Here is a 22,801-nt window from a genome sequence, read left to right as displayed (position 1 = left end):
GAAGTGACGCGGCAAACCCTAGCGATCGCATTTGACAGAGCTGTGTCAGTTTGACGCGAGAGGCACCTCGCGCTGCTGTTCGGACAGGATTTCATGAGGCCGCATTGCCAGGAAGGCACCATCGATCTCCTCGGCGAGGGAGCGAGCGATGTAGCTTTCAAACGCCTCCGCCAAGTGCGCGGCCGCCAGACTGCCAAAGGCCACGCCACTGTTTGCGGTGCAAGGCCTGCGACTGCCATGGCTATGGTGGTTCCACGACCGGTCATTTGTTGCTAACTTGTCGCACCGACAGACAGCCATCGGGGGCCACCGAATGACGCGCTCGAATCTCACTTCTCCTGTTCGACGCGAGAGGCAGTGGCGGCAGATCGGCCGGCTAGCTGCTGTCGCGGCGATAGTCGCGCTCGCGGGCTGCGAGGACAAGAACAGCTTCGTGGCACCGCCGCCGCCCAAGGTGGACGTCGCCATACCCGTGCAGCGCCCGGTCACGCGCTATGTCGAGGCCACCGGCAATACCGCGCCGATCAAGAGCGTCGATCTGGTGGCACGGGTGCAGGGCTTCCTGCAATCGATCGACTATCAGGACGGCACCTTCGTCAAGCAGGGCACCCAGCTGTTCACGATCGAGCCCGAGACCTACAAGCTCAAGCTCGATCAGGCGCAGGCGGCCGAAGCCGGCGCGCAGGCCTCGCTCAAGCAGGCGGAAGCCGACTTCAAGCGACAGAGCGATCTGGTGCAGCGGCAGGCCGTATCGCAGGCCACCCTCGACACCTCGACGTCGACCCGCGACAACGCCCAGGCCAATCTCCAGCAGGCCCAGGCCAATACCAGGCTTGCCGAGGTCAACTACGGCTACACCAAGGTGGTCGCGCCGTTCGACGGCATCGTCAGTGCGCACATGGTCTCGATCGGCGAGCTTGTCGGCGTCGCCTCGCCAACCCAGCTCGCGACCATCGTGGCGATGGAGCCGATCTATGTGAACTTCACCGTCAACGAGCAGGACGTGCTGCGGATTCGCGCCGAGGCGCAGCGCCGCGGGCTGACCCCCGCCGATCTCAAGCAGTTTCCGATCGAGGTCGGCCTCCAGACCGAGACCGGCTATCCCCATGAAGGCCACCTCGATTATGTCGCGCCGACCCTCAACCAGTCGACCGGAACGCTCGCGGTGCGCGGCCTCGTCCCCAACGACAATCGGGTGCTGCTGCCCGGCTATTTCGCCCGCGTCCGCGTGCCCTTCGACCGGGACAAGAACGCTCTGCTCGTTCCCGACACCGCGCTCGGCAGCGACCAGGGCGGCCGCTATATCCTGGTGGTCAACAAGGACGATCTGGTCGAGCAGCGCAAGGTGCAGATCGGCGCCGTGGACAACGGCCTGCGCGTGATCGAAAGCGGCCTGAAGCCGGACGACCGCATCGTCATCGCGGGGCTGCTCAGGGTGATTCCGGGCCAGAAGATCGATCCGCAGCTGACCAAGATCGAACAGCCGCAAGCGTCTGCCAAGTGAACTGCGAAGTGATCAGTCAAGTGAGGGGTCGCCGGCCATGATCTCAAAATTCTTCATCGAGCGGCCGGTCCTCTCGAACGTCATCGCGCTCCTCATGATCCTGATCGGTGGCGTGGCGCTGTTCAATCTCGCGATCTCGCAATACCCGGACGTGGTGCCGCCGACAGTGCAGGTCACCACGCGCTATCCCGGCGCCAGCGCCAAGACCGTGATCGACACCGTTGCGCTCCCGATCGAGCAACAGGTCAACGGCGTCGAGGACATGCTCTATATGCAGTCCTACAGCGCGTCCGACGGCACCTATACCCTGACCGTAACCTTCAAGATCGGCACCGACCTCAACTTCGCGCAAGTGCTGGTGCAGAACCGCGTCTCCAGCGCGCTCTCCCAATTGCCTACGTCCGTGCAGAACCAGGGCGTCACCGTCCAGAAGAAGTCGACCTCGATCCTGCTGTTCGTGACGCTGACCTCGCCCGACTCGACGTTCGACAGCTTGTATCTGAGCAACTACGCGACCATCAATTTGCGCGACGAGCTGTCCCGCCTGCCCGGCGTCGGCAACGTCACGGTGTTCGGCGCCGGCCAGTATTCGATGCGGATCTGGCTCGATCCGAACAAGCTCCAGGCCCGCGGTTTGGTGCCGCAGGACGTCATCCAGGCGATCCAGCAGCAGAGCCAGCAGGTGTCGGCGGGCCAGGTCGGCGCGCCGCCGACACCGCCGGGTCAGGCGTTCCAGTACACGCTCAACGTCAATGGCCGGCTCGACGATACCAGCCAGTTCGAGAACATCATCGTCAAGTCTGGCACCAGCGGCGATGTCACGCGGGTGCGCGATGTCGGCTGGGTCGAGCTCGGCGCGCAGACCTATAGCCAGATCTTCTCGCTGAACAAGCAGCCCGCGGTCGGCATCGGCGTGTTCCAGTCACCCGGTGCCAACGCGCTCCAGGTCGAGCAGGCCGTCGAGAAGAAAATGGCGGAGCTCGCCAAGGCCTTCCCCCAAGGCATGAAGTACGACACCCCGTTCGACACCACGAAATTCGTGCAGGCCTCGGTGCATGAGGTCTACACGACGCTGATCGAAGCCGGCCTGCTCGTGCTGGTGGTGATCCTGGTGTTCCTGCAAGACTGGCGCGCGATGCTGGTGCCGGCGACGACCGTCCCGGTGACCATCATCGGCGCGTTCGCCGCGATGGCGGCGCTCGGCTTCACCATCAACATGTCGACGTTGTTTGCGATCGTGCTGGCGATCGGCATCGTGGTTGACGATGCCATCGTCGTGGTCGAAGGCGCCGCCCACAATATCGAGCAGGGCATGAACGGCCACGACGCCGCGATCAAGGCGATGGACCAGCTGTTCGCGCCGATCGTCGGCATCACCCTGGTGCTGATCTCGGTGTTCCTGCCGGCCTCGTTCCTGGCCGGCCTCACCGGGCGGATCTACTCGCAATTCGCGCTGGTGATCGCCGCAACCGCGCTGCTGTCCGCCATCAACGCGGCGACCCTGAAGCCGACGCAATGCGCGCTCTGGCTGCGGCCGACGGTACCGCCGGAGCAGCGCAACTTCTTTTACCGGGGCTTCAACGCGATCTACAACCGGGTCGAGCGGGGCTACATCCGGCTGATCGGGGTCCTGGTCAGGCACGCCACGGTGTCGGTTGCGGTTGCGCTTGTCCTGATCGCGATCGGCGGCTACGGCCTGTCGCGGGTGCCGACCGGCTTCCTTCCGATCGAGGACCAGGGCTATCTGATCGCCGCGGTGCAGCTGCCCGACGGCGCCTCGCTGGAGCGAACGCAAAAGGTGCTCGACCGGGCCAGCGAACTCATCAAGGACACGGCGGGCGTCCAGCAGGTCATCACCATCGCCGGTATCTCCGCGCTCGACAGCAGCGCGAGCCTTGCCAATGCCGGCGTCGCCTACATCATCCTGAAGGACTGGGGCGCGCGCAAAGGCCCCGGCGAGGACCTGCGCTCACTGGTGTTCGGGCTGAACGACAAGCTCGCGACCATCATGGAGGCGCGCACGCTGGTGCTGCCGCCGCCGCCGATCCAGGGTATCGGCAACGCCGCCGGCTTCTCGATGCAGGTCGAGCTGCGCGACGGCAACAGCGATTTCGCAAAGCTCCAGGCGATCACCGGTGCGATGGTCTCCAACGCGCAGAGCCAGAGCGCGCTGCAGCGCGTGTCGTCCTCGTTCCGCTCTTCGGTGCCGCAGTTCAACGTCGAGATCGACCGCATCAAGACCCAGACCCTGCACGTGACGACGGACCAGGTGTTCTCGGCGCTGTCGACCTATCTCGGCTCGTCCTACGTCAACCAGTTCAACAAGTTCGGCCGCGTATTCCAGGTCTATACCCAGGCTGATCCGGCGTTCCGCGTCACCGAGCGCGACATCGCCAACATGATGGTGCGCAACCAGAACGGCGACATGATCCCGATCGGCACCGTCGCTACGATCACGCCGGTCACCGGCCCATCGCTGATCAGCCTCTACAATCTCTATCCGTCGTCGACCATCGTCGGCCTGCCGGCGCAAGGCTATTCGTCGGGGCAGTCGCTGCAGCTGATGGAGGAGATCGCGGACAAGACGCTGCCGCCGGGCACGGGCTTCGAATGGACCGCGATGTCGTATCAGGAGAAGGCGGTCTCGAGCCAGATCTACTGGGTGTTCGGGCTCGCGATGCTGCTGGTCTATTTCGTGCTCGCCGGCCAGTACGAGAGCTGGTATGCGCCGATCTCGGTGATCCTCGCGGTGCCGCTGTCGCTGATCGGGCCGATGCTGATCCTCAACGGCTTGAAGATCGACAACAATTTGTATTGCCAGATCGGCCTGATCCTGCTGATCGCGCTGTCGGCCAAGAACGCGATCCTGATCGTCGAGGTCGGGCTCGAGCTGCACGGCCGCGACGGCAAGCCGGTCGCGGAATCCGCGATCGAGGCGGCGCGCGCCCGCTTCCGTCCGATCCTGATGACGTCGTTCGCCTTCATCCTCGGCGTGGTGCCGCTGGTGATCGCGACCGGCGCCGGCGCCAGCGCGCGCAAGTCGATCGGCATCACGGTGTTCTCCGGCATGCTGGCCTCGACCTGCCTTGCGGTGCTGTTCGTGCCGGCCTTCTTCGTGGTGGTGCAGCGGTTTGAGAACTGGCGCGCGTCGCGGAAGACACCGGAGGCGCAGCCGGTGGCAGGGGTGAAGACCTAAAATCGCGAAAACAACCCCATGCACAGTAGAGATGGGATTGACAAGGCTGAGCTTTTGATTCAGCCGCGCTGAGGCGTTTGACTCGTCGGGCAAAACACCGGCAGAATGACATCATCGGCAGAGAGTGGGTGAAGCGGCATCCCCCCGCCCTCACCGGCTTCTTCGTCATTGCGAGCGTAGCGAAGCAATCCAGAATCTTTCCGCGGAGGGACTCTGGATTGCTTCGCTGCGCTCGCAATGACGATCTGGAAGCAGCCTCGCACCTTCGCAGCGCTCGCCATGACGATACGGAGGCAGCCACGCGCCTCGTGGCCTCACGCCGCCTGCGGCGTCCTGATCTCGCGCGGCAGGATGATGGCGGCGGCGATCGCCAGCAGGCACAGGCCGGCGAAGGCGTGCAGCATGGTGACGAAGCCTCCCTGCTCGTACAGCCAGGCGACCAGGCCGACGGACGCGCCCGCGGCGGTGAAGCCGACGAAATAGCGCACCGCATAGGCGCGCGAGCGCCATTCTTCGCTGGTGTATTTGCCGACCATGGCGTCGTTGACCGTGACCTGCCCGAACGCGCCCATCACGATGCCGATCGACACCAAAATCAGCGGCAAATTGGACAGGCTCGCCGCCAGATACAAGAACGGCGCCAGCATGAAGGACAACGGCAGCGCCACCGTCTTCAGCGAATAGCGGTCGAGCAGCCGGCCGATCGTGTACTGCGTCATCGCGCCGAACACGTAGACGCAGGCCGCGATGACGCCGAGCAATGCCGGGCTTTTGGTGAGATCGGCGAGCCGCTCCGCGAACAGCTTTGGCAGCGCGACAGTGACGGCATTGAACGTGGTGGAGATCGCGATGACGACGATCAGCAACGACAGGATCACGCGCCACATGTCCTGCTTGGCGACCCGCGCCTGAGCGGCGGCCTGCTTCGAGCCCTTGCGGTCCTCGTGCACGACGCTGATCGCAAAGACGAGGCCGATCAGGACCGTGACGGCACCGGGGACGATGAAGGCCAAGCGCCAGCCGAAATATTGCCCGATCACGCCGGTGACCAGCGCGGACGAAGCGACGCCGAGATTGCCCCAGACGCCGTTCAGCCCCATCTCGCGGCCAAGCTTCTCGGCATAGGACACGATCATGGCCGTGCCGACGGGATGGTAGATCGAGGCGAAGATGCCGATCGCGAACAAAGCAATACCGAGCTGCGGCGGCGTCTGCACCAAGCCGACCGAGATCATGGCAAGGCCGATGCCTATGAAGAAGATCAGCATCATGTGGCGGCGGCTCCAGCGGTCGCCAAGCCAGCCGGTCAAAAGCGAGCCCGCGCCGAAGGCGATGAAGCCCGGCGTGGCGTAAGGCAGCAGTTCCGAATAGGCCATGCCGAGCGCCGGCCCCATGATGATGACGGCGGCGGCAAAGATCAGCATCGCATAATGGTCGATGAAATGGCCTGCGTTGACGAAGCCGATCACCCGGCCGGGGCTGTTCATTGCAGATCCTCTCCTGCTCCGAAATGAGTTATATGTCGTGCCAATGACGGGATGCTGCCAATGACTGTCTTGGATAAGCCAATCCTCCGGGAGGTCCGGAGCAACCATCGCTCCCCGGCGGGCGTACACCTGGTCGCGCGCGACTATCCCAGGGGACTGCGGCTCGATCCGCACATGCACCGCGAGGCGCAGCTGGTCTATGCCGCGAAGGGCACCATGCAGGTGACGACGCCGAAGGGGCGCTGGCTGGTGCCACCGGACCGCGCGGTCTGGGTCCCGGCCGGACTCGAGCACGCCATCGACGTGCTCGCCGACATCGAGATGCGCACGCTGTATTTCGACCTGCCCTGGCTGGAGCGCGAGCAGCGCTACGACGGCCTCGCCAGGGAGTTCGTGGTGCGGGTGTCGCCGCTGTTGCACCAGGCGATCCTCGCGCTGTTCGATTCACGCAACACGGAAGCGCGCACCGAGCTGCTGGTGCGCCTGGTGATGCTGGAATTGCACCAAGCCGAGGATTCCGCAACCTTCGTGCCGCTGCCGCGCGAGCCGCGCTGCCGGCGCGCCGCGATGATCGTGCTCGACGATCCGACCGGCCTGCACGACATCGACACGTTGGCGCGCGAGGTCGGAACCTCCGCGCGCACGCTGTCACGGCTGTTCTCGAGCGAGACGCAGCTGAGCTTCAAGAGCTGGTGCCAGCGCGCAAGGGTTGCGGCGGCGATCCGGCGGATATCGACGGATGCCAATGTCTCGGTGAAGCAGCTCGCCGCCCAGCTCGGCTACGCCAGCGTGCCGGCTTTTTCGGCCGCTTTCCGCCGGGTGACCGGGCGGACGCCGAGGGAGTTTGCCGGGAAGGGGTGAGGCAGCCGCCCTTCGGTCCGTTGCCGCCTCACACTCGGTGTCGTCGCCCGGCTTGACCGGGCGATCCAGTACTCCGAGACAGTAGTGATTGAACGGAGACGCCGCGGCGTACTGGATGCCCCGGTCAAGCCGGGGCATGACGGCGCGTTGCTGCGCATGACAGCATTCTCGAAACGCGCGGCCTAACTCAACTTGCCAATTCCCCCAGCTTGAATGTGATCGGCTTCCGCCTAAATCCCGTGTAAGCTTCCGCATCGCACAAACCCGGATTCGAAAAGCCCAGATGGCCAACGCCTTCTTCTCCGATCTGCTTGCCACCATCTCCGAACGTGGCCGCACGCTGCTGCGCCGCGATTCCGCGGACACAAAACAGGACGCCGACGGGCTGATCGAGCTCTGCGGCGCGCTGCTGTCGGGCCGGGGCGAAGCCTCCGGCACGGCCATGGCACGCGAGGTGCTTGACCTCTACCAGGATCTCGATGCGGCCGGACGCCGCGCCTTCTTCGAAGCGCTGGTGCGCGATTTCGGCCCGGACCGGGAGCGTCTGGCCAAGGCGATCGAAACATGGCGCGCCCAGCCCGGCGACGAAGACGCGAGCGCGCTGCATTTCGCCTCGGAGCCGCGGCGGCAGGAACTGATCCGCCGCCTCAATCGCGCGCCCGGCGGCACCGGCGATCTCGTCAAGATGCGCGCCGATCTGCTCGGCATGATGAACGGGCACGCCGATCTCGCCGCGCTCGATCGCGACGTGTCGCATCTGCTCTCTTCGTGGTTCAACAGGGGGTTTCTCGTGCTGCGCAGGATCGACTGGTCGACCCCGGCCAACATCCTCGAAAAGATCATCCGCTACGAGGCCGTGCACGAGATCAGCGACTGGGACGATCTGCGCCGCCGCATCGATCCGGTCGACCGCCGCTGCTACGCCTTCTTTCATCCGGCGATGGTCGACGAACCCTTGATCTTCGTCGAGGTGGCACTGACCGAGACCATCCCCGGCGCGATCGCACCGCTGCTCGCGGTCGACCGCCAGCTGGTCCCGATCGAGCGCGCGCGCACCGCCGTGTTCTATTCGATCTCCAACACCCAGCGCGGCCTTGGCGGCATCTCCTTCGGCAGCTTCCTGATCAAGCAGGTGGTCGAGGAGCTGCGCCGCGAATTGCCAAGACTCGACAATTTCGTGACGCTGTCGCCGGTGCCCGGCTTCATGCCGTGGATCAAGCAGGACAAGGACCTGCCGCTGACGGACGAGGACCGTGAACTGCTGAAGCGCCTGGACGAGCCGAAATGGTTCGAAGATGCGGAGGCCGCCGCGCTGTTGCGCAGCGTCGTCGAACCGCTCGCCGCCTACTATTTCCTGAAGGCGCGCACGCCGAAGGGGCGCCTGATCGACTCGGTCGCGCGCTTCCATCTCGGCAACGGCGCACGGCTGGAGCGCATCAACTGGCTCGGCGATGTCTCGCCCAAGGGCCTCCGGGAGTCGGCGGGCATCATGGTCAACTACCTCTACCGCCTCGAAGACATCGAGAAGAACCACGAAGCCTATGCCAATGACGGCGAGGTCGTGGCCTCGAGCGCGGTGAAGAAGCTGCTGAAGGGCGACGGGCGACGACTGCTGGATATGCGGTTGTCGTAGGCGCCGAGATGTCGCTCCAGTGACGGTGTCATCGTCCGCGAAGGCGGACGATCCAGTATTCCAGAGGCCGGCGTTAAAGAGCTCGCCGTAACCACATCCGCCGCAGCGTACTGGATGCCCCGGTCAAGCCGGGGCATGACAGCGGAGTATTTGGCGGGGCCGTCGTCCCCCAAGCGCCCGGCTACTCCGCCAGCGCCTTCATTTCCTTGTAGAGATCCGACTTGCCTTCGAAGCCGATGCCGGGGAGGTCGGGCATGATGATGTGGCCGTTCTCGACACGGACGCCGTCGGGGAAGCCGCCGTAGGGCTGGAACAGGTCCGGATAGCTCTCGTTGCCGCCGAGGCCTAAGCCGGCCGCGATGTTGAGCGACATCTGGTGGCCGCCATGCGGGATGCAGCGGCTCGGGGACCAGCCGTGGGTTTTCAACACTTGCAGCGTGCGCTGGTATTCGCAGAGGCCGTAGGACAGCGCGCAGTCGAATTGCAGCCAATCGCGGTCCGGGCGCATGCCGCCGTAGCGGATGAGGTTGCGGGCGTCCTGATGGCTGAACAGGTTTTCGCCGGTTGCCATCGGTCCCGGATAGTATTCGGCGAGCGCGGCCTGCAGCGCGTAGTCGAGGGGATCGCCGGCCTCTTCGTACCAGAACAGCGGATACTCGCGCAGCATTTTTGCGTAGGCGATTGCGGTCTCGAGATCAAAACGCCCGTTGGCGTCGACGGCGAGCTGTGCGTCGTTGCCGATCTCTTTCAGCACCGCCTCGATGCGGGTGCGATCGTCCTCGATGTCAGCGCCGCCGATCTTCATCTTGACCACGTTGTAGCCGCGGTCGAGATAGCCGCGCATCTCGCCGCGCAGCGCCGAGAGGTCCTTGCCGGGATAATAATAGCCGCCGGCGGCGTAGACGAACACGCGCGGATTGGCGCTGCGGCCGTGACGTTCGGCCAGCAGGCGGAACAGCGGCTGGCCCGCAATCTTCGCCACCGCGTCCCACACCGCCATGTCGATGGTGCCGACCGCGACCGAGCGCTCGCCATGGCCGCCCGGCTTCTCATTGGTCATCATCGCGGCCCAGACCTTGTCGGGATCGAGATTGTCGCCGGCCGCATTCAACAGCGAGTTCGGGTCGGCTTCGAGGATGCGCGAGGCAAAGCGCTCGCGGATCAGCCCGCCCTGCCCGTAGCGGCCGTTGGAGTTGAAGCCGTAGCCGACCACGCGCTTGCCGTCGCGGACGACGTCAGTGACCACGGCGACAAGGCTCGTCGTCATCTTGCTGAAGTCGATATAGGCGTTGCGGATCGGCGAGGAGATCGGCTCGGTGATCTCGCGCACGTCGACGATACGGACGGACATGGGGTTTGCCTTTTGCTTTCGTCATTGCGAGCGAAGCGAAGCAATCCAGAAATGCATCCGCGGAGACAGTCTGGATTGCTTCGTCGCAAGGGCTCCTCGCAATGACGAGGAGAGAGGGTGTGCTCCTAGCAATGGAGGAGTGGAGCGCCGCGCTTACTTCTTGTCCCTGAAATACGGCTCCACGGGACCATGCACCTTGATGGTCAGCGGATTGCCGTGACGATCCTTGGCGTTGCCGGCGGTGACGCGGACCCAGCCTTCACTGATGCAGTATTCCTCGACATTGGTCTTCTCGACGCCCTTGAAGCGGATGCCGACATCGCGCGCCAGAATGTCCGCGTTGTAATAGGGACTGTTCGGATCGACCGACAGGCGGTCGGGGAATTCGTCGCTCATGATTGTCTCGCTCATAACAGGGTCTCGATTTGCTGCCGCAATCCTTCGGGCCGTGCGGTCGGCGCATAGCGCGCGATGACCTTGCCGGCGCGGTCCACCAGGAATTTCGTGAAATTCCATTTGATGGAGGCCCCTAACAGGCCGGATTGCTGGCGTTTCAGATACTCATACAGCGGATGCGCCTTGGCGCCGTTGACGTCGATCTTCTCGAACAGCGGGAAGGTGACCTCGTAATTGGTCGAGCAGAACGTCTGGATCTCGCCCGCCTGCCCCGGCTCCTGCGCGCCGAACTGGTTGCAGGGAAAGCCGAGCACCGAAAGCCGCGCGGCGACAGATCGCGATAGAGATCCTCCAGGCCACGATATTGCGGCGTGAAGCCGCATTTGCTCGCGGTGTTGACGATCAACAGCACCTGGCCTTCGAAGCGCCGCAGGGCGATCTCCTCGCCGGCGAGCGAATTGGCCTTGAAGTCGTAAATGGCAGACATCGCTAGCCCACCGGGTCGATCGGCGACGGCGGCACGCCGCCCGCCTCGATCGCTTCGCCGGCAAGAAGACAGAGGTCCTCGCGATAGCGGCCGGACACGATCTGAACGCCGACCGGCGCCTTGCCGACGAGCCCGGTCGAGACCACGAGGCCCGGCAATCCCATGAAGGGAATGGCGATCTGCGGCAGCTGCGCCTCCCAGACCCGCTTGAACGAGTCGTCGTCCTTGCGGTCGAGATGATCCGGGAACGGCAGCTCGCCGGACACCGGCGTCAGCACCACCGCATATTGCTCGAAGAACAGCATCCAGTCGCGGGTCAGCGTGGCGCGGCGGGTCAGCGCCTTGGCATAATTCGCCTGGTCGAGCGGCGTGACCTTGGCGCGGTTGCCGCGCAGGCAGGCCAGCGCTCCGGGATCGCCCTCGCGCTCGGCCATCTCGAGCTGGGCCTCGTAGCCATCGCCAAGCCACAGCTTGACCTGCCACTCGACCGCTTCGCGCATCGGCGGCGTGTTCTCGATGGTATCGACGGTCCACCCGGCACGCTCGAGGCGCTTGCCGGCATCCGTCACGGCCGCCTTCACGTCGGGCGTGGTCGCAAGGCCATCCGGGTTGAGGCAGAGCGCGGCGCGCTTCGGCCGCACTTCACCTTCCAGCGGCACCGGTGCAAACCAGGGATCGCGCATGTCGGGCGCCGACATCGCGGCGAGCGAGATGCGCAAATCGTTGACGGTACGGGCCAGCGGACCCGACACCGCCATGATCTGCGGCCCGATCGGACGCTCCGGCAGCGCCGGATTGAACGCCGGAATGCGGCCCAGCGTCGGGCGCAGGCCGTGCACGCCGCAGGCATAGGCAGGGTAGCGGATCGAGCCGGCAATGTCGGTGCCATGGGCGATGTGGCCGATGCCGGCCGCGACCGCCGAGCCGGCGCCGCCCGACGAGCCGCCCGGGGTCAGCGAGGTGTCGCGCGGGTTCTTGGTGTCGCCATGGACCAGATTGGTGGTGAACCAGCGGTAGGAGAAGGCCGGGCAATTGGTGCGGCCAAGGAGAATGGCGCCGGATTTGCGGAAATTGGCGACCACCGGATTGTCTTCCCGGGCGATCAGGTCGCGCTGGAGCTTCAGGCCGTTGGTGGTGGCAAAGCCTTGCTGGTCGACATTGGCCTTGATGGTGACGGGCACGCCGGCCAGGACACCGGGGTCCTCGCCACGGGCGATGACGGCATCGACCGCGTCGGCCTGCTTGAGCACGTCTTCCGGCCGGTGATCGATCACGGCATTGAGCCTGGGATTGACCGCATCGAGCCGGGCGAGGCCGGCCTGCGCGGCTTCCCTGGCGGACACCTTTTTGGCTTTGACGAGGGTGGCGAGGTCGGCGGCCGACAGGCGCCAGAGGTCTTGCATGGCTTGCTCCGTATAACCGGCGTCTTTTAGCGCCGGAAACGCGGCAAAGCCATGCGGATTTCGCAGGGGTACCGCCGCCATTGCGAGCGAAGCGGCGAAGCGAAGCAATCCAGAATCCCTCCGCGGAAGCCGTCTGGATTGCTTCGTCGCAAGGGCTCCTCGCAATGACGGTGGACGGAGCGAGCCCTAATGCCGCGTGGCGGATTGATCCGGTACGTCCAGCAAGGCCTCGGTGAACGGGAACTCCAGCACGATGTCGCCTTCGCGGTCGGTGACCTCGATCACCGCCTGCATGAGCGCCGGCTGGGTTCCCTCGGATTTCAGCACCTCCAGGATCATCTGGCGCGCGACCTCCCAGGCGCGATCAGGATTGCGCAGATCCTCGCCTTCGGGATCCACGATCAATTCCTGGCCGATCCGGGTGTTGAAGAAATATCTTGGCATCACGAATTCCAATTGGGGCGCATGTCGCCGATTGAAAGCTGTCCCACACTCACAACTGGTTTATCCCGGCAGGCATCACGACACATCGGCAGTTTTGCATGACTTGTCCGCGGTCTTTGCGGCGCCACTACGCTATCGCGGTCTTTGCACCGCAGCAATTCCGCCGGCACTACTACCTAGGTCCCGCAAGATTTAACTGGCGAACTTTTCCCCCCGCATTACTTTAACCGTGGGCGGATACGTCCGAATTCTGAAAATGGAGAGCCAAAATGGCCTGGAAAACCCCGAAGATCATCGAAGTGCCCTGCGGCATGGAAATCAACATGTATGTGAGCGCCACCCGCAAGTAAGCGGTTGGTCAGTTCGCGTTCAGCGCAGGTGGGTCTTTCGATCGCGCTCTTTCTTCCGGTCACGATACGTTTCCGGAAGACAGATTTTGTGTCGACGTGAGATCCACCGCGCGACGTTGCCGCCAGGAGACGGATCATGCTTCGCGTCGTCGTCCTGGGCGCCGCAGCCGGCGGCGGAGTGCCGCAGTGGAATTGCGGCTGCGAGGGGTGCCGGGCGGCCCGCATCAACGGCCATGAACTGCAACGGACCCAAGCCTCGGTGGCCTTCAGCGGCGACGGCGAGCACTGGTTCCTGATCAACGCCTCGCCCGACCTGCGCCAGCAATTGAATGCCACGCCACAGCTGCATCCCAAGGCGGGCGCGCTACGTCACACGCCGATCGCCGGCGTGATCCTGACCAATGGCGAGGTGGATGCGGTGGCTGGACTGTTGTCGATGCGCGAGAGCTCGCCGTTCACGGTCTACGCGCATGAGAAGGTGCTGGCGATCTTGAACGCCAACAGCATCTTCAATGTGCTGAACGACAAGTACGTGCGGCGGCAGCCGATCGCGATCAACGAGCCGTTCGAGCCGCGGCTGCCGGACGGCGCGCGCTCGGGGCTACAAGTGCTGCCGTTCGCCGTCTCCGGCAAATCGGCCTGGTATCTCGAAGGCAAAGCACATCCCGGCGGCGAAACCGGCGACGGCGATACGGTGGGCCTGAAGATCACCGACAAGGCGACCGGCAAGTGCTTCTACTTCATTGCCGCCTGCGCCGAGGTGACCGATGCGCTCAAGGCCGAGATCGACGGCGCGGCGCTGGTGTTCTTTGACGGCACGGTCTGGCGCGACGACGAGATGATCAGGGCCGGGCTCGGCCACAAGACCGGCCAGAGCATGGGACATGTCGCGATGTCCGGCGAGAACGGCGCGATCGCGCGACTTGCGGATCTCGCACTCGACAGGAAGCTATTTCTGCATATCAATAACTCGAACCCGGCGCTGCTGCCCGCTTCACCCGAGCGCAAGGCCGCCGAGCAGGCGGGCTGGCAGATACCCGCCGACGGAACGGAGATCGTGCTGTGAATGCCGCGTCACTGACAGGAATGACCGCGCTCTCGGTCGGCAAGGACATCCGGCTGAACTCGGCCGAGGAACTGGAGGAGACGCTGCGCCATATCGGTGGGACGCGCTATCACAGCCTGCATCCGTTCCACAAGCTCTTGCACGGCGGCAAGCTCAACAAAGGCCAGGTGCAGGCCTGGGCGCTGAACCGCTATTATTACCAGAGCACGATCCCGATCAAGGACGCGGTGGTGATCTCGCGCTTCCGCGACCGCGCCACGCGCGTGGAATGGCGCCACCGCATCGAGGATCATGATGGCGACATCGGCAGCGAAGGCGGCATCGAGCGCTGGCTCAAGCTGACCGAAGGGCTCGGGCTTGACACATCTTACGTGGAGTCGACTGAGGGGATTTTGCCGGCGACGCGCTTCGCAGTGGAAGCCTATGTGCACTATTGCCGGGAGAAGTCACCGCTGGAGGCGATCGCCTCCTCACTCACGGAACTGTTCGCGCCGAACCTGCATGAAGAGCGCATCTCCGGCATGCTGGAGCACTACGATTTCGTCAATCCGGACATCATGAGCTACTTCAAGCGCCGGCTGACACAGGCGCCGCGCGATGCCAATTTCGCGCTCGACTATGTCAAGGCGCACGCCACCACGCCGGAGCAGCGCGCGCAGGTGTGCAACGCGCTGATCTTCAAGACCAACGTGCTGTGGGTGCAGCTCGACGCGCTCCAGCACGCCTATGTCGAGAGCCACATTCCGCCGGGCGCGTTCGTGCCCAAAGCGAGCTAGGGAACAGGAGCGATGGCCGGGCCGCGTCACATCAGCGTCAGCGAGGCAAGCCGCCCGGTGCTGCCACGGCACGCCAAGCTGAAATATGACGAGACGCGAAAGGTCTGGGTGATCCTGGCGCCGGAGCGCGTGCTGGCGCCGGACGAGATCGCGGTCGAGGTCTTGCAACTCTGCGATGGCGAGCGCAGCGTGGGCGACGTGTCCGATCAGCTCGCCGCGAAATATGCCGCACCGCGCGAGGCGATCCTGACCGACGTGATCGCGATGCTCCAGGACCTCGCCGACAAGGGCTTTCTCACCGAAGCCCGGGAGAAGACGCCATGAGCGATGTGATTGGCAATCCGGCTATTCCAGCCGACGCCAGCGACAGCCTCGCGGTGCTGGAGAAAAGCCGCTCGACCGCGGAGACCTTTGGCATTCCGCTCGCCGTCTTGCTCGAGATCACGCATCGTTGCCCGCTGCAATGCCCCTATTGCTCCAATCCGGTCGAGCTCGACCGTTCCGGCAAGGAGCTGACCACCGAGGAATGGAAGAAGGTGTTGAGCGAGCTTGCCGAGATCGGCGTGCTCCAGGTGCACTTCTCCGGCGGCGAGCCGACGGCGCGGAAGGATCTCGTCGAGCTGGTGAAGCATGCCACCGACGTCGGCCTCTACACCAATCTGATCACCTCGGCGGTGCTGCTGACGCGCGAGAAATTGAGCGAGCTTGCCGATGCCGGTCTCTGTCATGTGCAGATCAGCTTCCAGGGCGTCGAAGAAGGTCTCGCCGACCGCGTCGCCGGCTACCGGAACGGTCACCGCAAGAAGCTCGAAGTCGCCAAATGGACTCGCGAACTCGACCTGCCGCTCACCGTGAACGCGGTGATGCACCGGCAGAACCTGCATCAGCTCCCCGACATCATCCAGATGTCTGTTGATCTCGACGCCGACCGGCTAGAGGTCGCCAATGTGCAATATTACGGCTGGGCGCTGAAGAACCGCGCCGCCTTGATGCCGACGGTGCAGCAGTTAGAGGAATGCACCCGCATCGTGGAGGACGCGCGCGAGCGGCTCAAGGGTACGCTTGCGATCGACTATGTCGTGCCGGACTATTACGCGCTGCGGCCGAAGAAGTGCATGGGCGGCTGGGGCCGGCAGTTCTTCAACATCTCGCCGGCCGGCAAGGTGCTGCCCTGCCACGCCGCCGAGAGCATCACCGGGCTCGAGTTCGAATCGGTGCGCTCCAATCATTCGATCGCCTGGATCTGGCAGAACTCCGAGGCCTTCAACCGCTATCGCGGCACCGGCTGGATGAAGGAGCCGTGCAAGACTTGCGAATTCCGCGAGATCGATTTCGGGGGCTGCCGCTGCCAGGCCTTTGCGCTGACCGGTGACGCCGCCAATACCGACCCGGCCTGCGCGCTGTCGCCGCTGCACGAGACCATCTTCAAGCAGGCCGAGCGCGAGGCCGAGGGCGAGACCAACCGCTTCGTCTACCGCAACTTCGCCGGCGGCACTTTGGAATCCGGGAATGACGCCTGACGCCGACGCGGCCAACTCGGTCAAGCGCGCCGATCCGTTTGCACCGCTGACCTCCGGCATGCTGGACGTCGGCGACGGCCACGAACTCTACGTCGAGAGCGTCGGCCGCGCTGATGGCATTCCTGCGGTCTATTTGCATGGCGGGCCGGGCTCCGGCTGCCAGCCCGATCATCGCCGCCTGTTCGATCCCGAACGATTTTGCGCGGTACTGTTCGACCAGCGCGGCTGCGGCCGCAGCCGTCCCAAGGGCTCGCGCGCGCACAATACGACGGCTCATCTGATCGCGGACCTGGAGAAGATCCGCGAAAAATTCGGCTTCACGCGCTGGATGCTGGTTGGCGGCTCCTGGGGCGCGACGCTGGCGCTGGCCTATGCAGAAGCGCATCCCGATCGCGTGTCCGGCATCGCGCTGCGCGCGACGTTTTTGGGCACGCGGGCGGAAGTCGAGACTGCTTTCACCTCGCGGCTTCAGCAGTTCTATCCGGCGCTGCACGCGGACTTTCTGAGCGTGCTGCCGCCAGACGAGCGGGAGCGGCCGGTGGACGCCTATTGGCGCCGCATCCTCGACGCCGATCCGGCCGTGCATGGGCCGGCCTCGCGGGCCTGGCACGACACCGAGCGCGCCTTGTCGGAGCACAAGCCGGCAAAGACGCGACTGGACCTGGCGTCATTGAACGTGTGGCGCACATTGCCCGCGACGCCGTTCATGGAGGCGCATTATTTCCTCAACGACAGCTTCATGACCGAGAACCAGCTGCTGCAGAACGCCGGCCGGGTCGCGGGCATCCCCGGCATCATCGTCCAGGGCCGCTATGATCTGTTGTGCCCGCCTGAAACATCCGAGCGGCTGGCGAAGCTGTGGCCCGGTTCAGAGATTCGGATCGTGGAAGAGGCCGGGCACTCGCTCTATGATACTGGCGTGCGGGACGCGGTCATGAAGTCGATCGCCGATCTTGCGTCGAAGGCGCCGCTCTAACGCAGCCATCTGCACCGCAACATATTGCAGCGCCGCATTTGCCGCGCGCGGCCGTTGATGCTGTCTACGCGCAGCTCCCATGAAAGCGGGTGATCGCGGAAATTTGCCGTTGTACTTCGGAGCGGTTCTAATAAGCTAACCCAATGACGCCATTCATAAACCAGATCGCCGCGCGTTAGCGTTCGACAAGCTCAAGAAAAGGCCGCCGGGTCTTTGAGCCTGTGCGGACAGGGTAGGAATGAAACCGACCGATATCGCGGCCCCCGACTACTTTCACAAAGTGGTCGATTGCCAATGGGCCTGTCCTGCGCACACTCCGGTTCCCGAATACATCCGACTGATCGCGCAAGGCCGCTACAGCGACGCCTATATGGTCAATTGGAAATCGAACGTGTTTCCCGGAATCCTGGGACGCACCTGCGATCGACCGTGCGAGCCGGCGTGCCGCCGCGGACGCGTCGAGGAGACGCCGGTGGCGATCTGCCGCCTCAAGCGCGTCGCCGCTGACTTCAAGGACGACATCACGCAGCACCTGCCGCGGCCCGCGGCGAAAAACGGCAAGCGCGTCGCCTTCGTCGGCGGCGGCCCCGCTTCGCTGACGGTGGCGCGCGATCTCGCACCGCTCGGCTATCACTGCACGGTTTTCGATGCCGATCCGCAAGCCGGCGGCATGATGCGCTCGCAGATTCCGAAATTCCGCCTGCCCGATTCGGTGATCGACGAGGAGACCGGCTACATCCTCAACCTCGGCGTCGAGTTCAAGGGCGGTCACCGCGTCGAGAGCATGAAGGCGCTGCTCGCGGAGAACTACCACGCGATCTTCGTCGGCTCCGGCGCGCCGCGCGGACGTGAGCTCGACATTCCCGGCCGCAAGGAAGCAGCAAGCCACGTTCATATCGGCATCGACTGGCTGTCCTCGGTGTCGTTCGGCCACACCGACAAGATCGGCAAGCGCGTCATCGTGCTCGGCGGCGGCAACACCGCGATGGATTGCTGCCGCACCGCGCGCCGGCTCGGCGGCGAAGACGTTAAGGTGATCGTGCGCTCCGGCTTCGAGGAGATGAAGGCCTCCCCTGGGAGAAGGAAGACGCGCTTCACGAGGACATCCCGATCCTCAATTTCCTGGTCCCGGTCGCCTTCATTCATGACAACGGCAAGCTCACCGGCGTCACCTTCCAGAAGGTGAAGGCCGAATACGACGCCAAGGGCCGCCGCAATCTCGTTCCGTCAGGAGAGCCCGACCAGACCTTCGAATGCGACGACGTGCTGGTCGCGGTCGGCCAGGAGAACGCCTTCCCCTGGATCGAGCAGGACTGCGGCATCGAGTTCGACAAATGGCACATGCCGAAGGTCGATCCGAAGACCTTCGTCTCGACCAACCCAAAAGTGTTCTTCGGCGGCGATGCTGCGTTCGGCCCCAAGAACATCATCTGGGCGGTGGCCCAGGGCCACGATGCCGCGCTGTCGATCCACAAGCTGCTCTCGGGCGAGAACATCACCGAACGGCCGTTGCCGGAGGTGCATGTCTCCTCGCAGAAGATGGGCATTCACGAATGGAGCTATGACAACGACATCTCCATCGACAAGCGCTACAAGGTGCCGCATCGCGACAAGGTGGTCGCGCTGAAGGACATCCGCACCGAGGTCGAGCTCGGCTACGACGTCAAGCTCGCGCTCGGCGAAGCGCACCGCTGCCTGAACTGCGACGTCCAGACCGTGTTCTCGACCTCGCTCTGCATCGAATGCGACGCCTGCGTCGACATCTGCCCAATGGATTGCATCACCTTCACGGAAAATGGCGAGGAAACCGATCTGCGCGCCCGCCTCAAGGCGCCCTCGCCGCATCCGGACCAGGACCTCTACGTGTCGTCCGATCTCAAGACCGGGCGCGTGATGGTGAAGGACGAGGATGTCTGCCTGCATTGCGGGCTGTGCGCCGAGCGTTGTCCCACCGGCGCCTGGGACATGCAGAAATATCTTATCGAGATGACTCACGCAGGTTCAGCATGTCCGACAAAAAGCCGATCAGCAGCGTAAACGACTTCGTCGTCCGCTTCGCCAACGTCAACGGCTCGGGCTCCGCCAGCGCCAACGAAATGTTCGCGCGCGCGATCCTGCGCCATGGCGTGCCGGTGTCACCACGCAACATCTTCCCCTCCAATATCCAGGGACTGCCCACCTGGTACGAGGTGCGGGTGACGGAGGAAGGCCATCTCGGCGCCCGCGGCGGCGTCGACATGATGGTGGCGATGAACCCGCAGACCTGGGACAAGGACGTCGCCGGCATCGAGCCCGGCGGCTATCTGTTCTACGATTCCACCAAGCCGATGCCGTCGACCAAATTCCGCGACGACATCAGCGTGATCGGCGTGCCCTTAACGGCGATCACCAACTCGACCTACACCGATCCGCGCCAGCGCCAGCTGTTCAAGAACATCATCTATCTCGGCGCGCTCTCGGCGCTGCTCGACATGGACCCGAAGCTGATCGAGCAGCTGATCGGCGAGCAGTACAAGGGCAAGGAGAAGCTCCTCTCCTCCAACGTCCACGCGCTGCATCTCGGCCGCGACTGGGCGCTGCAAAACCTGAAATGCCCGATCGGGCTGCGCGTCAAGAAGTCCGACAAGGTCGGCGACCGCATCTTCATCGAGGGCAACAGCGCCGCCGCGCTCGGCGCGGTCTATGGCGGCGCCACCGTGTGCGCCTGGTATCCGATCACGCCGTCCTCGTCGGTGGCGGAGGCTTTCACCGCCCATTGCAAGAAGTACCGGCACGATCCGGAGACCGGCAAAGCAAAATACGCCATCGTGCAGGGCGAAGACGAGCTGGCCTCCATCGGCATCGTCATCGGTGCCTCCTGGAACGGCGCGCGCGCGTTCACCGCGACATCCGGTCCCGGCATCTCCTTGATGACCGAGTTCATCGGCCTTTCGTATTTTGCCGAGATCCCGGCCGTGATCATGAACATCCAGCGCGCCGGCCCCTCGACGGGCATGCCGACCCGCACCCAGCAATGCGACATCATCGCCTGCGCCTACGCTTCGCATGGCGACACCAAGCATGTGTTGCTGTTCCCCGAAGATCCGGCGGAAGCCTTTGAGTTCGCAGCCGCCGCGTTCGACCTCGCCGAGCGGCTCCAGACCACGATCTTCCTGATGCTCGATCTCGACATCGGCATGAACCACCGGCTCTGCCGTCCGCTGAAGTGGGACGACTCCAAGCAGTATGACCGCGGCAAGGTCATGACCGCGGAGATGCTGGAGGAAGGCCGCGACTTCGGCCGTTATCTCGACGTCGATGGCGACGGCATCCCCTATCGCACCTATCCCGGCACCCATCCGACCAAAGGCTCCTTTTTCACCCGCGGCACCTCGCGTGACCGCTATGCGCGCTATTCCGAGGAAGGTTCGGTCTACGCCGACAACATGCAGCGTTTGGTGCGCAAGTTCGAGACCGCGCAGGATCTCGTGCCGCGGCCGTTGCAGGCCAATGCGGAACGGCCGACCAAATACGGCGTGATCTATTTCGGCTCGACCTCGCCGGCGATGGACGAGGCGATCGGATTGCTGGAGGCACGCGGGCACCAGCTCGACCGGCTGCGCATCCGCGCCTTCCCGTTCCACTCCAGCGTGGCGAGCTTCCTCGCCGAGCACGACTTCGTCTACGTGGTCGAGCAGAACCGCGACAGCCAGCTCCGCTCTCTGATTGTCAACGAGAACGGCATCGACCCGGTGCGCCTCATTCCTATCGTGCACTACGACGGCACCCCGATCACCGCCCGTTACATCGCAAAAGCCATTGGCGACCACCAGGATCACCTCAAGGTGACCCCGCTCCGCAAGGCCGTGTCATGACCTACATCGCAAAGCCGAAATTCCATCACCCGGGCCTGAAGAAGAACGAACTCGGCTACACCCATCGCGACTACGAGGGCAAGATCTCGACGCTGTGCGCGGGCTGCGGCCATGACTCGATCACGGCTTCGATCATCGAAGCCTGCTACGAGCTCTCGATCGAGCCGCATCGGGTGGCCAAGATCTCCGGCATCGGCTGCTCGTCGAAGACGCCGGATTATTTCCTCGGCAATTCGCACGGCTTTAACTCCGTGCACGGGCGCATGCCCTCGGTGCTCACCGGCGCCAACCTCGCCAATCGCGATTTGATCTATCTCGGCGTCTCCGGCGACGGCGATTCCGCCTCGATCGGCTTCGGCCAGTTCGCGCATTCGATCCGGCGCGGCGTCAACATGACCTACATCGTCGAGAACAACGGCGTCTACGGCCTGACCAAGGGCCAGTTCTCCGCGACCGCCGACCGCGGCTCGAAATCCAAGAAGGGCGTCACCAACACCGACAACGCCATCGACCTCGTCGCGATCGCGCTTCAGCTGGGCGCAACCTTCGTGGCGCGCAGCTTCTCCGGCGACAAGAGCCAGCTGGTGCCGCTGATCGCGGCCGCGATCGGCCACAAGGGGGCGTCCTTCATCGACGTCATCAGCCCCTGCATCGCCTTCAACAATCACGCCGGCTCGACCAAGAGCTTCGACTATGTCCGCGAGCACAATGACGCGGTGAACAGGCTCGACGTGCTGGTCGGCCGCGACCCGATCGCGGTCGACTACGCGCCGGGCACGGTGCAGGTAGTCGAGCAGCATGACGGCAGCAAGATCGCGCTGCGCAAGATCGACGCCGATTACGATCCGCATGACCGGCTCGGCGCGCAAACGTTCCTGCAGAAGCACGCCGCCAAGGGCCAGATCGTCACCGGGCTCCTGTACGTCGATCCCGACGCTGAAGACCTGCACGCCCATCTCAATACGGTCGACACGCCGCTGAATACGCTGGAAGCCGACGCGCTCTGCCCCGGCTCGGCGGCGCTGGACAAGTTCAACGCCAGCCTGCGCTGACTATTTGCCGCGCTGAGGCCTGACGCGCACGGTGATCTTCTCCGACACGACAGGCGGGTCGAACGGGTAGTGCTTCGCATCGCCCAGCACCAGTTGCAAGGTGTGGGTCCCGGGCGGAAGCTCGAGGAATGTTTCAGTCTGCCCTGCCCCGAAATGCAGATGCGACTTGTCCTGCGGGATCGGTTCCTTCGGATCGATGGGCTCGTTGACGTCGATCAGCAAATGATGATGGCCGGCGTTCTGGTAGTCGTCGCCGGCATGCGTCACGCCCATATTACGCAAGCCGAACCGGACCAGAATCCGCCGCGTATCTTTTGCCCATCATACGGCGTGATAAAATAAACCTTTGCGTCCTTTGGAGCCGCCTTGCCCTGCGGATAGGCGACGCCCGGAAGCAATGCGAGCATCGCCGACAGCGCCACGCAACGAAGGATTTGCATCAATC

At 64.2% G+C, this 22,801-nt stretch carries 18 protein-coding genes and 3 pseudogenes; 13 read left to right on the top strand and 8 right to left on the bottom strand.

Translation table 11 applies throughout. The features are described from left to right. Window positions 1–45: 45 nt before the first annotated feature. Window positions 46–204, bottom strand: coding sequence for a hypothetical protein (locus AB8Z38_RS32315; RefSeq protein WP_369721632.1), 159 nt, complete (start codon window positions 202–204; stop codon window positions 46–48). A gap of 109 nt (window positions 205–313) precedes the next feature. Here AB8Z38_RS32315 and AB8Z38_RS32310 point away from each other — a divergent pair, with 109 nt between their 5' ends. Then, window positions 314–1,504 (top strand): efflux RND transporter periplasmic adaptor subunit, encoded by a 1,191-nt coding sequence (locus tag AB8Z38_RS32310; RefSeq protein WP_369721631.1) that lies wholly within the window; start codon window positions 314–316, stop codon window positions 1,502–1,504. Window positions 1,505–1,541: 37 nt separating this feature from the next. Further along, the gene (locus AB8Z38_RS32305; protein ID WP_369721630.1) at window positions 1,542–4,700 is read left to right on the top strand and encodes an efflux RND transporter permease subunit; all 3,159 of its coding nucleotides are present in this window, start codon (window positions 1,542–1,544) and stop codon (window positions 4,698–4,700) included. Between the two features lie 314 nt (window positions 4,701–5,014). Here the strand turns inward: AB8Z38_RS32305 and AB8Z38_RS32300 are convergent, their stop codons facing one another. Further along, window positions 5,015–6,187, bottom strand: a complete 1,173-nt coding sequence (locus tag AB8Z38_RS32300; RefSeq protein ID WP_369721629.1) for an MFS transporter — start codon at window positions 6,185–6,187, stop codon at window positions 5,015–5,017. A gap of 51 nt (window positions 6,188–6,238) precedes the next feature. On the opposite strand from AB8Z38_RS32300, the gene AB8Z38_RS32295 reads away from it, so the two are divergent. Continuing rightward, entirely contained in the window at window positions 6,239–7,048 is an 810-nt protein-coding gene (locus tag AB8Z38_RS32295) for a helix-turn-helix transcriptional regulator (protein WP_369721628.1), read from the top strand. A gap of 283 nt (window positions 7,049–7,331) precedes the next feature. Further along, a complete protein-coding gene (locus tag AB8Z38_RS32290; RefSeq protein WP_369721627.1) occupies window positions 7,332–8,681 on the top strand; it encodes a malonyl-CoA decarboxylase in 1,350 nt (449 codons plus the stop codon). A gap of 181 nt (window positions 8,682–8,862) precedes the next feature. Here the strand turns inward: AB8Z38_RS32290 and AB8Z38_RS32285 are convergent, their stop codons facing one another. From AB8Z38_RS32285 to AB8Z38_RS32265, 5 genes and pseudogenes are all read right to left on the bottom strand, one after another. Then, window positions 8,863–10,032 carry a mandelate racemase/muconate lactonizing enzyme family protein gene (locus tag AB8Z38_RS32285; RefSeq protein WP_369721626.1) on the bottom strand — a complete coding sequence of 390 codons (1,170 nt, stop codon included), beginning with the start codon at window positions 10,030–10,032 and terminating at the stop codon, window positions 8,863–8,865. A gap of 153 nt (window positions 10,033–10,185) precedes the next feature. Continuing rightward, entirely contained in the window at window positions 10,186–10,443 is a 258-nt protein-coding gene (locus tag AB8Z38_RS32280; RefSeq protein ID WP_018318553.1) for a DUF3297 family protein, read from the bottom strand. Beyond that, window positions 10,440–10,915, bottom strand: a pseudogene (locus AB8Z38_RS32275) (glutathione peroxidase). The gene AB8Z38_RS32280 and the pseudogene AB8Z38_RS32275 overlap by 4 nt, the downstream one beginning before the upstream one ends. A gap of 2 nt (window positions 10,916–10,917) precedes the next feature. Then, entirely contained in the window at window positions 10,918–12,318 is a 1,401-nt protein-coding gene (locus tag AB8Z38_RS32270) for an amidase family protein (RefSeq protein WP_369721625.1), read from the bottom strand. Between the two features lie 186 nt (window positions 12,319–12,504). Next, the gene (locus tag AB8Z38_RS32265) at window positions 12,505–12,762 is read right to left on the bottom strand and encodes a hypothetical protein (RefSeq protein WP_369721624.1); all 258 of its coding nucleotides are present in this window, start codon (window positions 12,760–12,762) and stop codon (window positions 12,505–12,507) included. A gap of 269 nt (window positions 12,763–13,031) precedes the next feature. On the opposite strand from AB8Z38_RS32265, the gene pqqA reads away from it, so the two are divergent. The 9 genes and pseudogenes from pqqA (at window position 13,032) to AB8Z38_RS32220 (ending at window position 22,356) form a co-directional block, all read left to right on the top strand. Beyond that, the gene (pqqA, locus tag AB8Z38_RS32260; protein ID WP_129268256.1) at window positions 13,032–13,112 is read left to right on the top strand and encodes a pyrroloquinoline quinone precursor peptide PqqA; all 81 of its coding nucleotides are present in this window, start codon (window positions 13,032–13,034) and stop codon (window positions 13,110–13,112) included. Between the two features lie 136 nt (window positions 13,113–13,248). Beyond that, window positions 13,249–14,178 carry a pyrroloquinoline quinone biosynthesis protein PqqB gene (gene pqqB, locus AB8Z38_RS32255; protein WP_369721623.1) on the top strand — a complete coding sequence of 310 codons (930 nt, stop codon included), beginning with the start codon at window positions 13,249–13,251 and terminating at the stop codon, window positions 14,176–14,178. After that, window positions 14,175–14,954 carry a pyrroloquinoline-quinone synthase PqqC gene (gene pqqC / locus AB8Z38_RS32250; RefSeq protein ID WP_369721622.1) on the top strand — a complete coding sequence of 260 codons (780 nt, stop codon included), beginning with the start codon at window positions 14,175–14,177 and terminating at the stop codon, window positions 14,952–14,954. The genes pqqB and pqqC overlap by 4 nt, the downstream gene beginning before the upstream one ends. 12 nt (window positions 14,955–14,966) lie before the next feature. Continuing rightward, window positions 14,967–15,278 carry a pyrroloquinoline quinone biosynthesis peptide chaperone PqqD gene (gene pqqD, locus AB8Z38_RS32245; protein ID WP_369721621.1) on the top strand — a complete coding sequence of 104 codons (312 nt, stop codon included), beginning with the start codon at window positions 14,967–14,969 and terminating at the stop codon, window positions 15,276–15,278. Next, window positions 15,275–16,474 (top strand): pyrroloquinoline quinone biosynthesis protein PqqE, encoded by a 1,200-nt coding sequence (gene pqqE, locus AB8Z38_RS32240; protein ID WP_369721620.1) that lies wholly within the window; start codon window positions 15,275–15,277, stop codon window positions 16,472–16,474. The genes pqqD and pqqE overlap by 4 nt, the downstream gene beginning before the upstream one ends. Beyond that, complete coding sequence (pip, locus tag AB8Z38_RS32235; RefSeq protein ID WP_369721619.1) at window positions 16,464–17,450, top strand: prolyl aminopeptidase; 987 nt, start codon at window positions 16,464–16,466, stop codon at window positions 17,448–17,450. The genes pqqE and pip overlap by 11 nt, the downstream gene beginning before the upstream one ends. A gap of 238 nt (window positions 17,451–17,688) precedes the next feature. After that, a pseudogene (locus AB8Z38_RS32230) lies at window positions 17,689–19,487 on the top strand (FAD-dependent oxidoreductase). Continuing rightward, window positions 19,457–21,304, top strand: coding sequence for a 2-oxoacid:acceptor oxidoreductase subunit alpha (locus AB8Z38_RS32225; RefSeq protein ID WP_369721618.1), 1,848 nt, complete (start codon window positions 19,457–19,459; stop codon window positions 21,302–21,304). Before AB8Z38_RS32230 ends, AB8Z38_RS32225 begins: the two are co-directional and overlap by 31 nt. Then, window positions 21,301–22,356: a 2-oxoacid:ferredoxin oxidoreductase subunit beta gene (locus AB8Z38_RS32220; RefSeq protein WP_369721617.1), complete on the top strand. Its 1,056-nt coding sequence runs from the start codon at window positions 21,301–21,303 to the stop codon at window positions 22,354–22,356. The genes AB8Z38_RS32225 and AB8Z38_RS32220 overlap by 4 nt, the downstream gene beginning before the upstream one ends. Here the strand turns inward: AB8Z38_RS32220 and AB8Z38_RS32215 are convergent. Continuing rightward, window positions 22,357–22,796 (bottom strand): annotated as a pseudogene (locus tag AB8Z38_RS32215) (DUF4399 domain-containing protein). It abuts the gene before it with no gap. Between the last annotated feature and the right edge of the window lie 5 nt (window positions 22,797–22,801).

It is taken from the genome of Bradyrhizobium sp. LLZ17, assembly GCF_041200145.1.
Lineage (GTDB): Bacteria > Pseudomonadota > Alphaproteobacteria > Rhizobiales > Xanthobacteraceae > Bradyrhizobium.
This window is presented reverse-complemented; position numbering and strand designations above follow the sequence as displayed.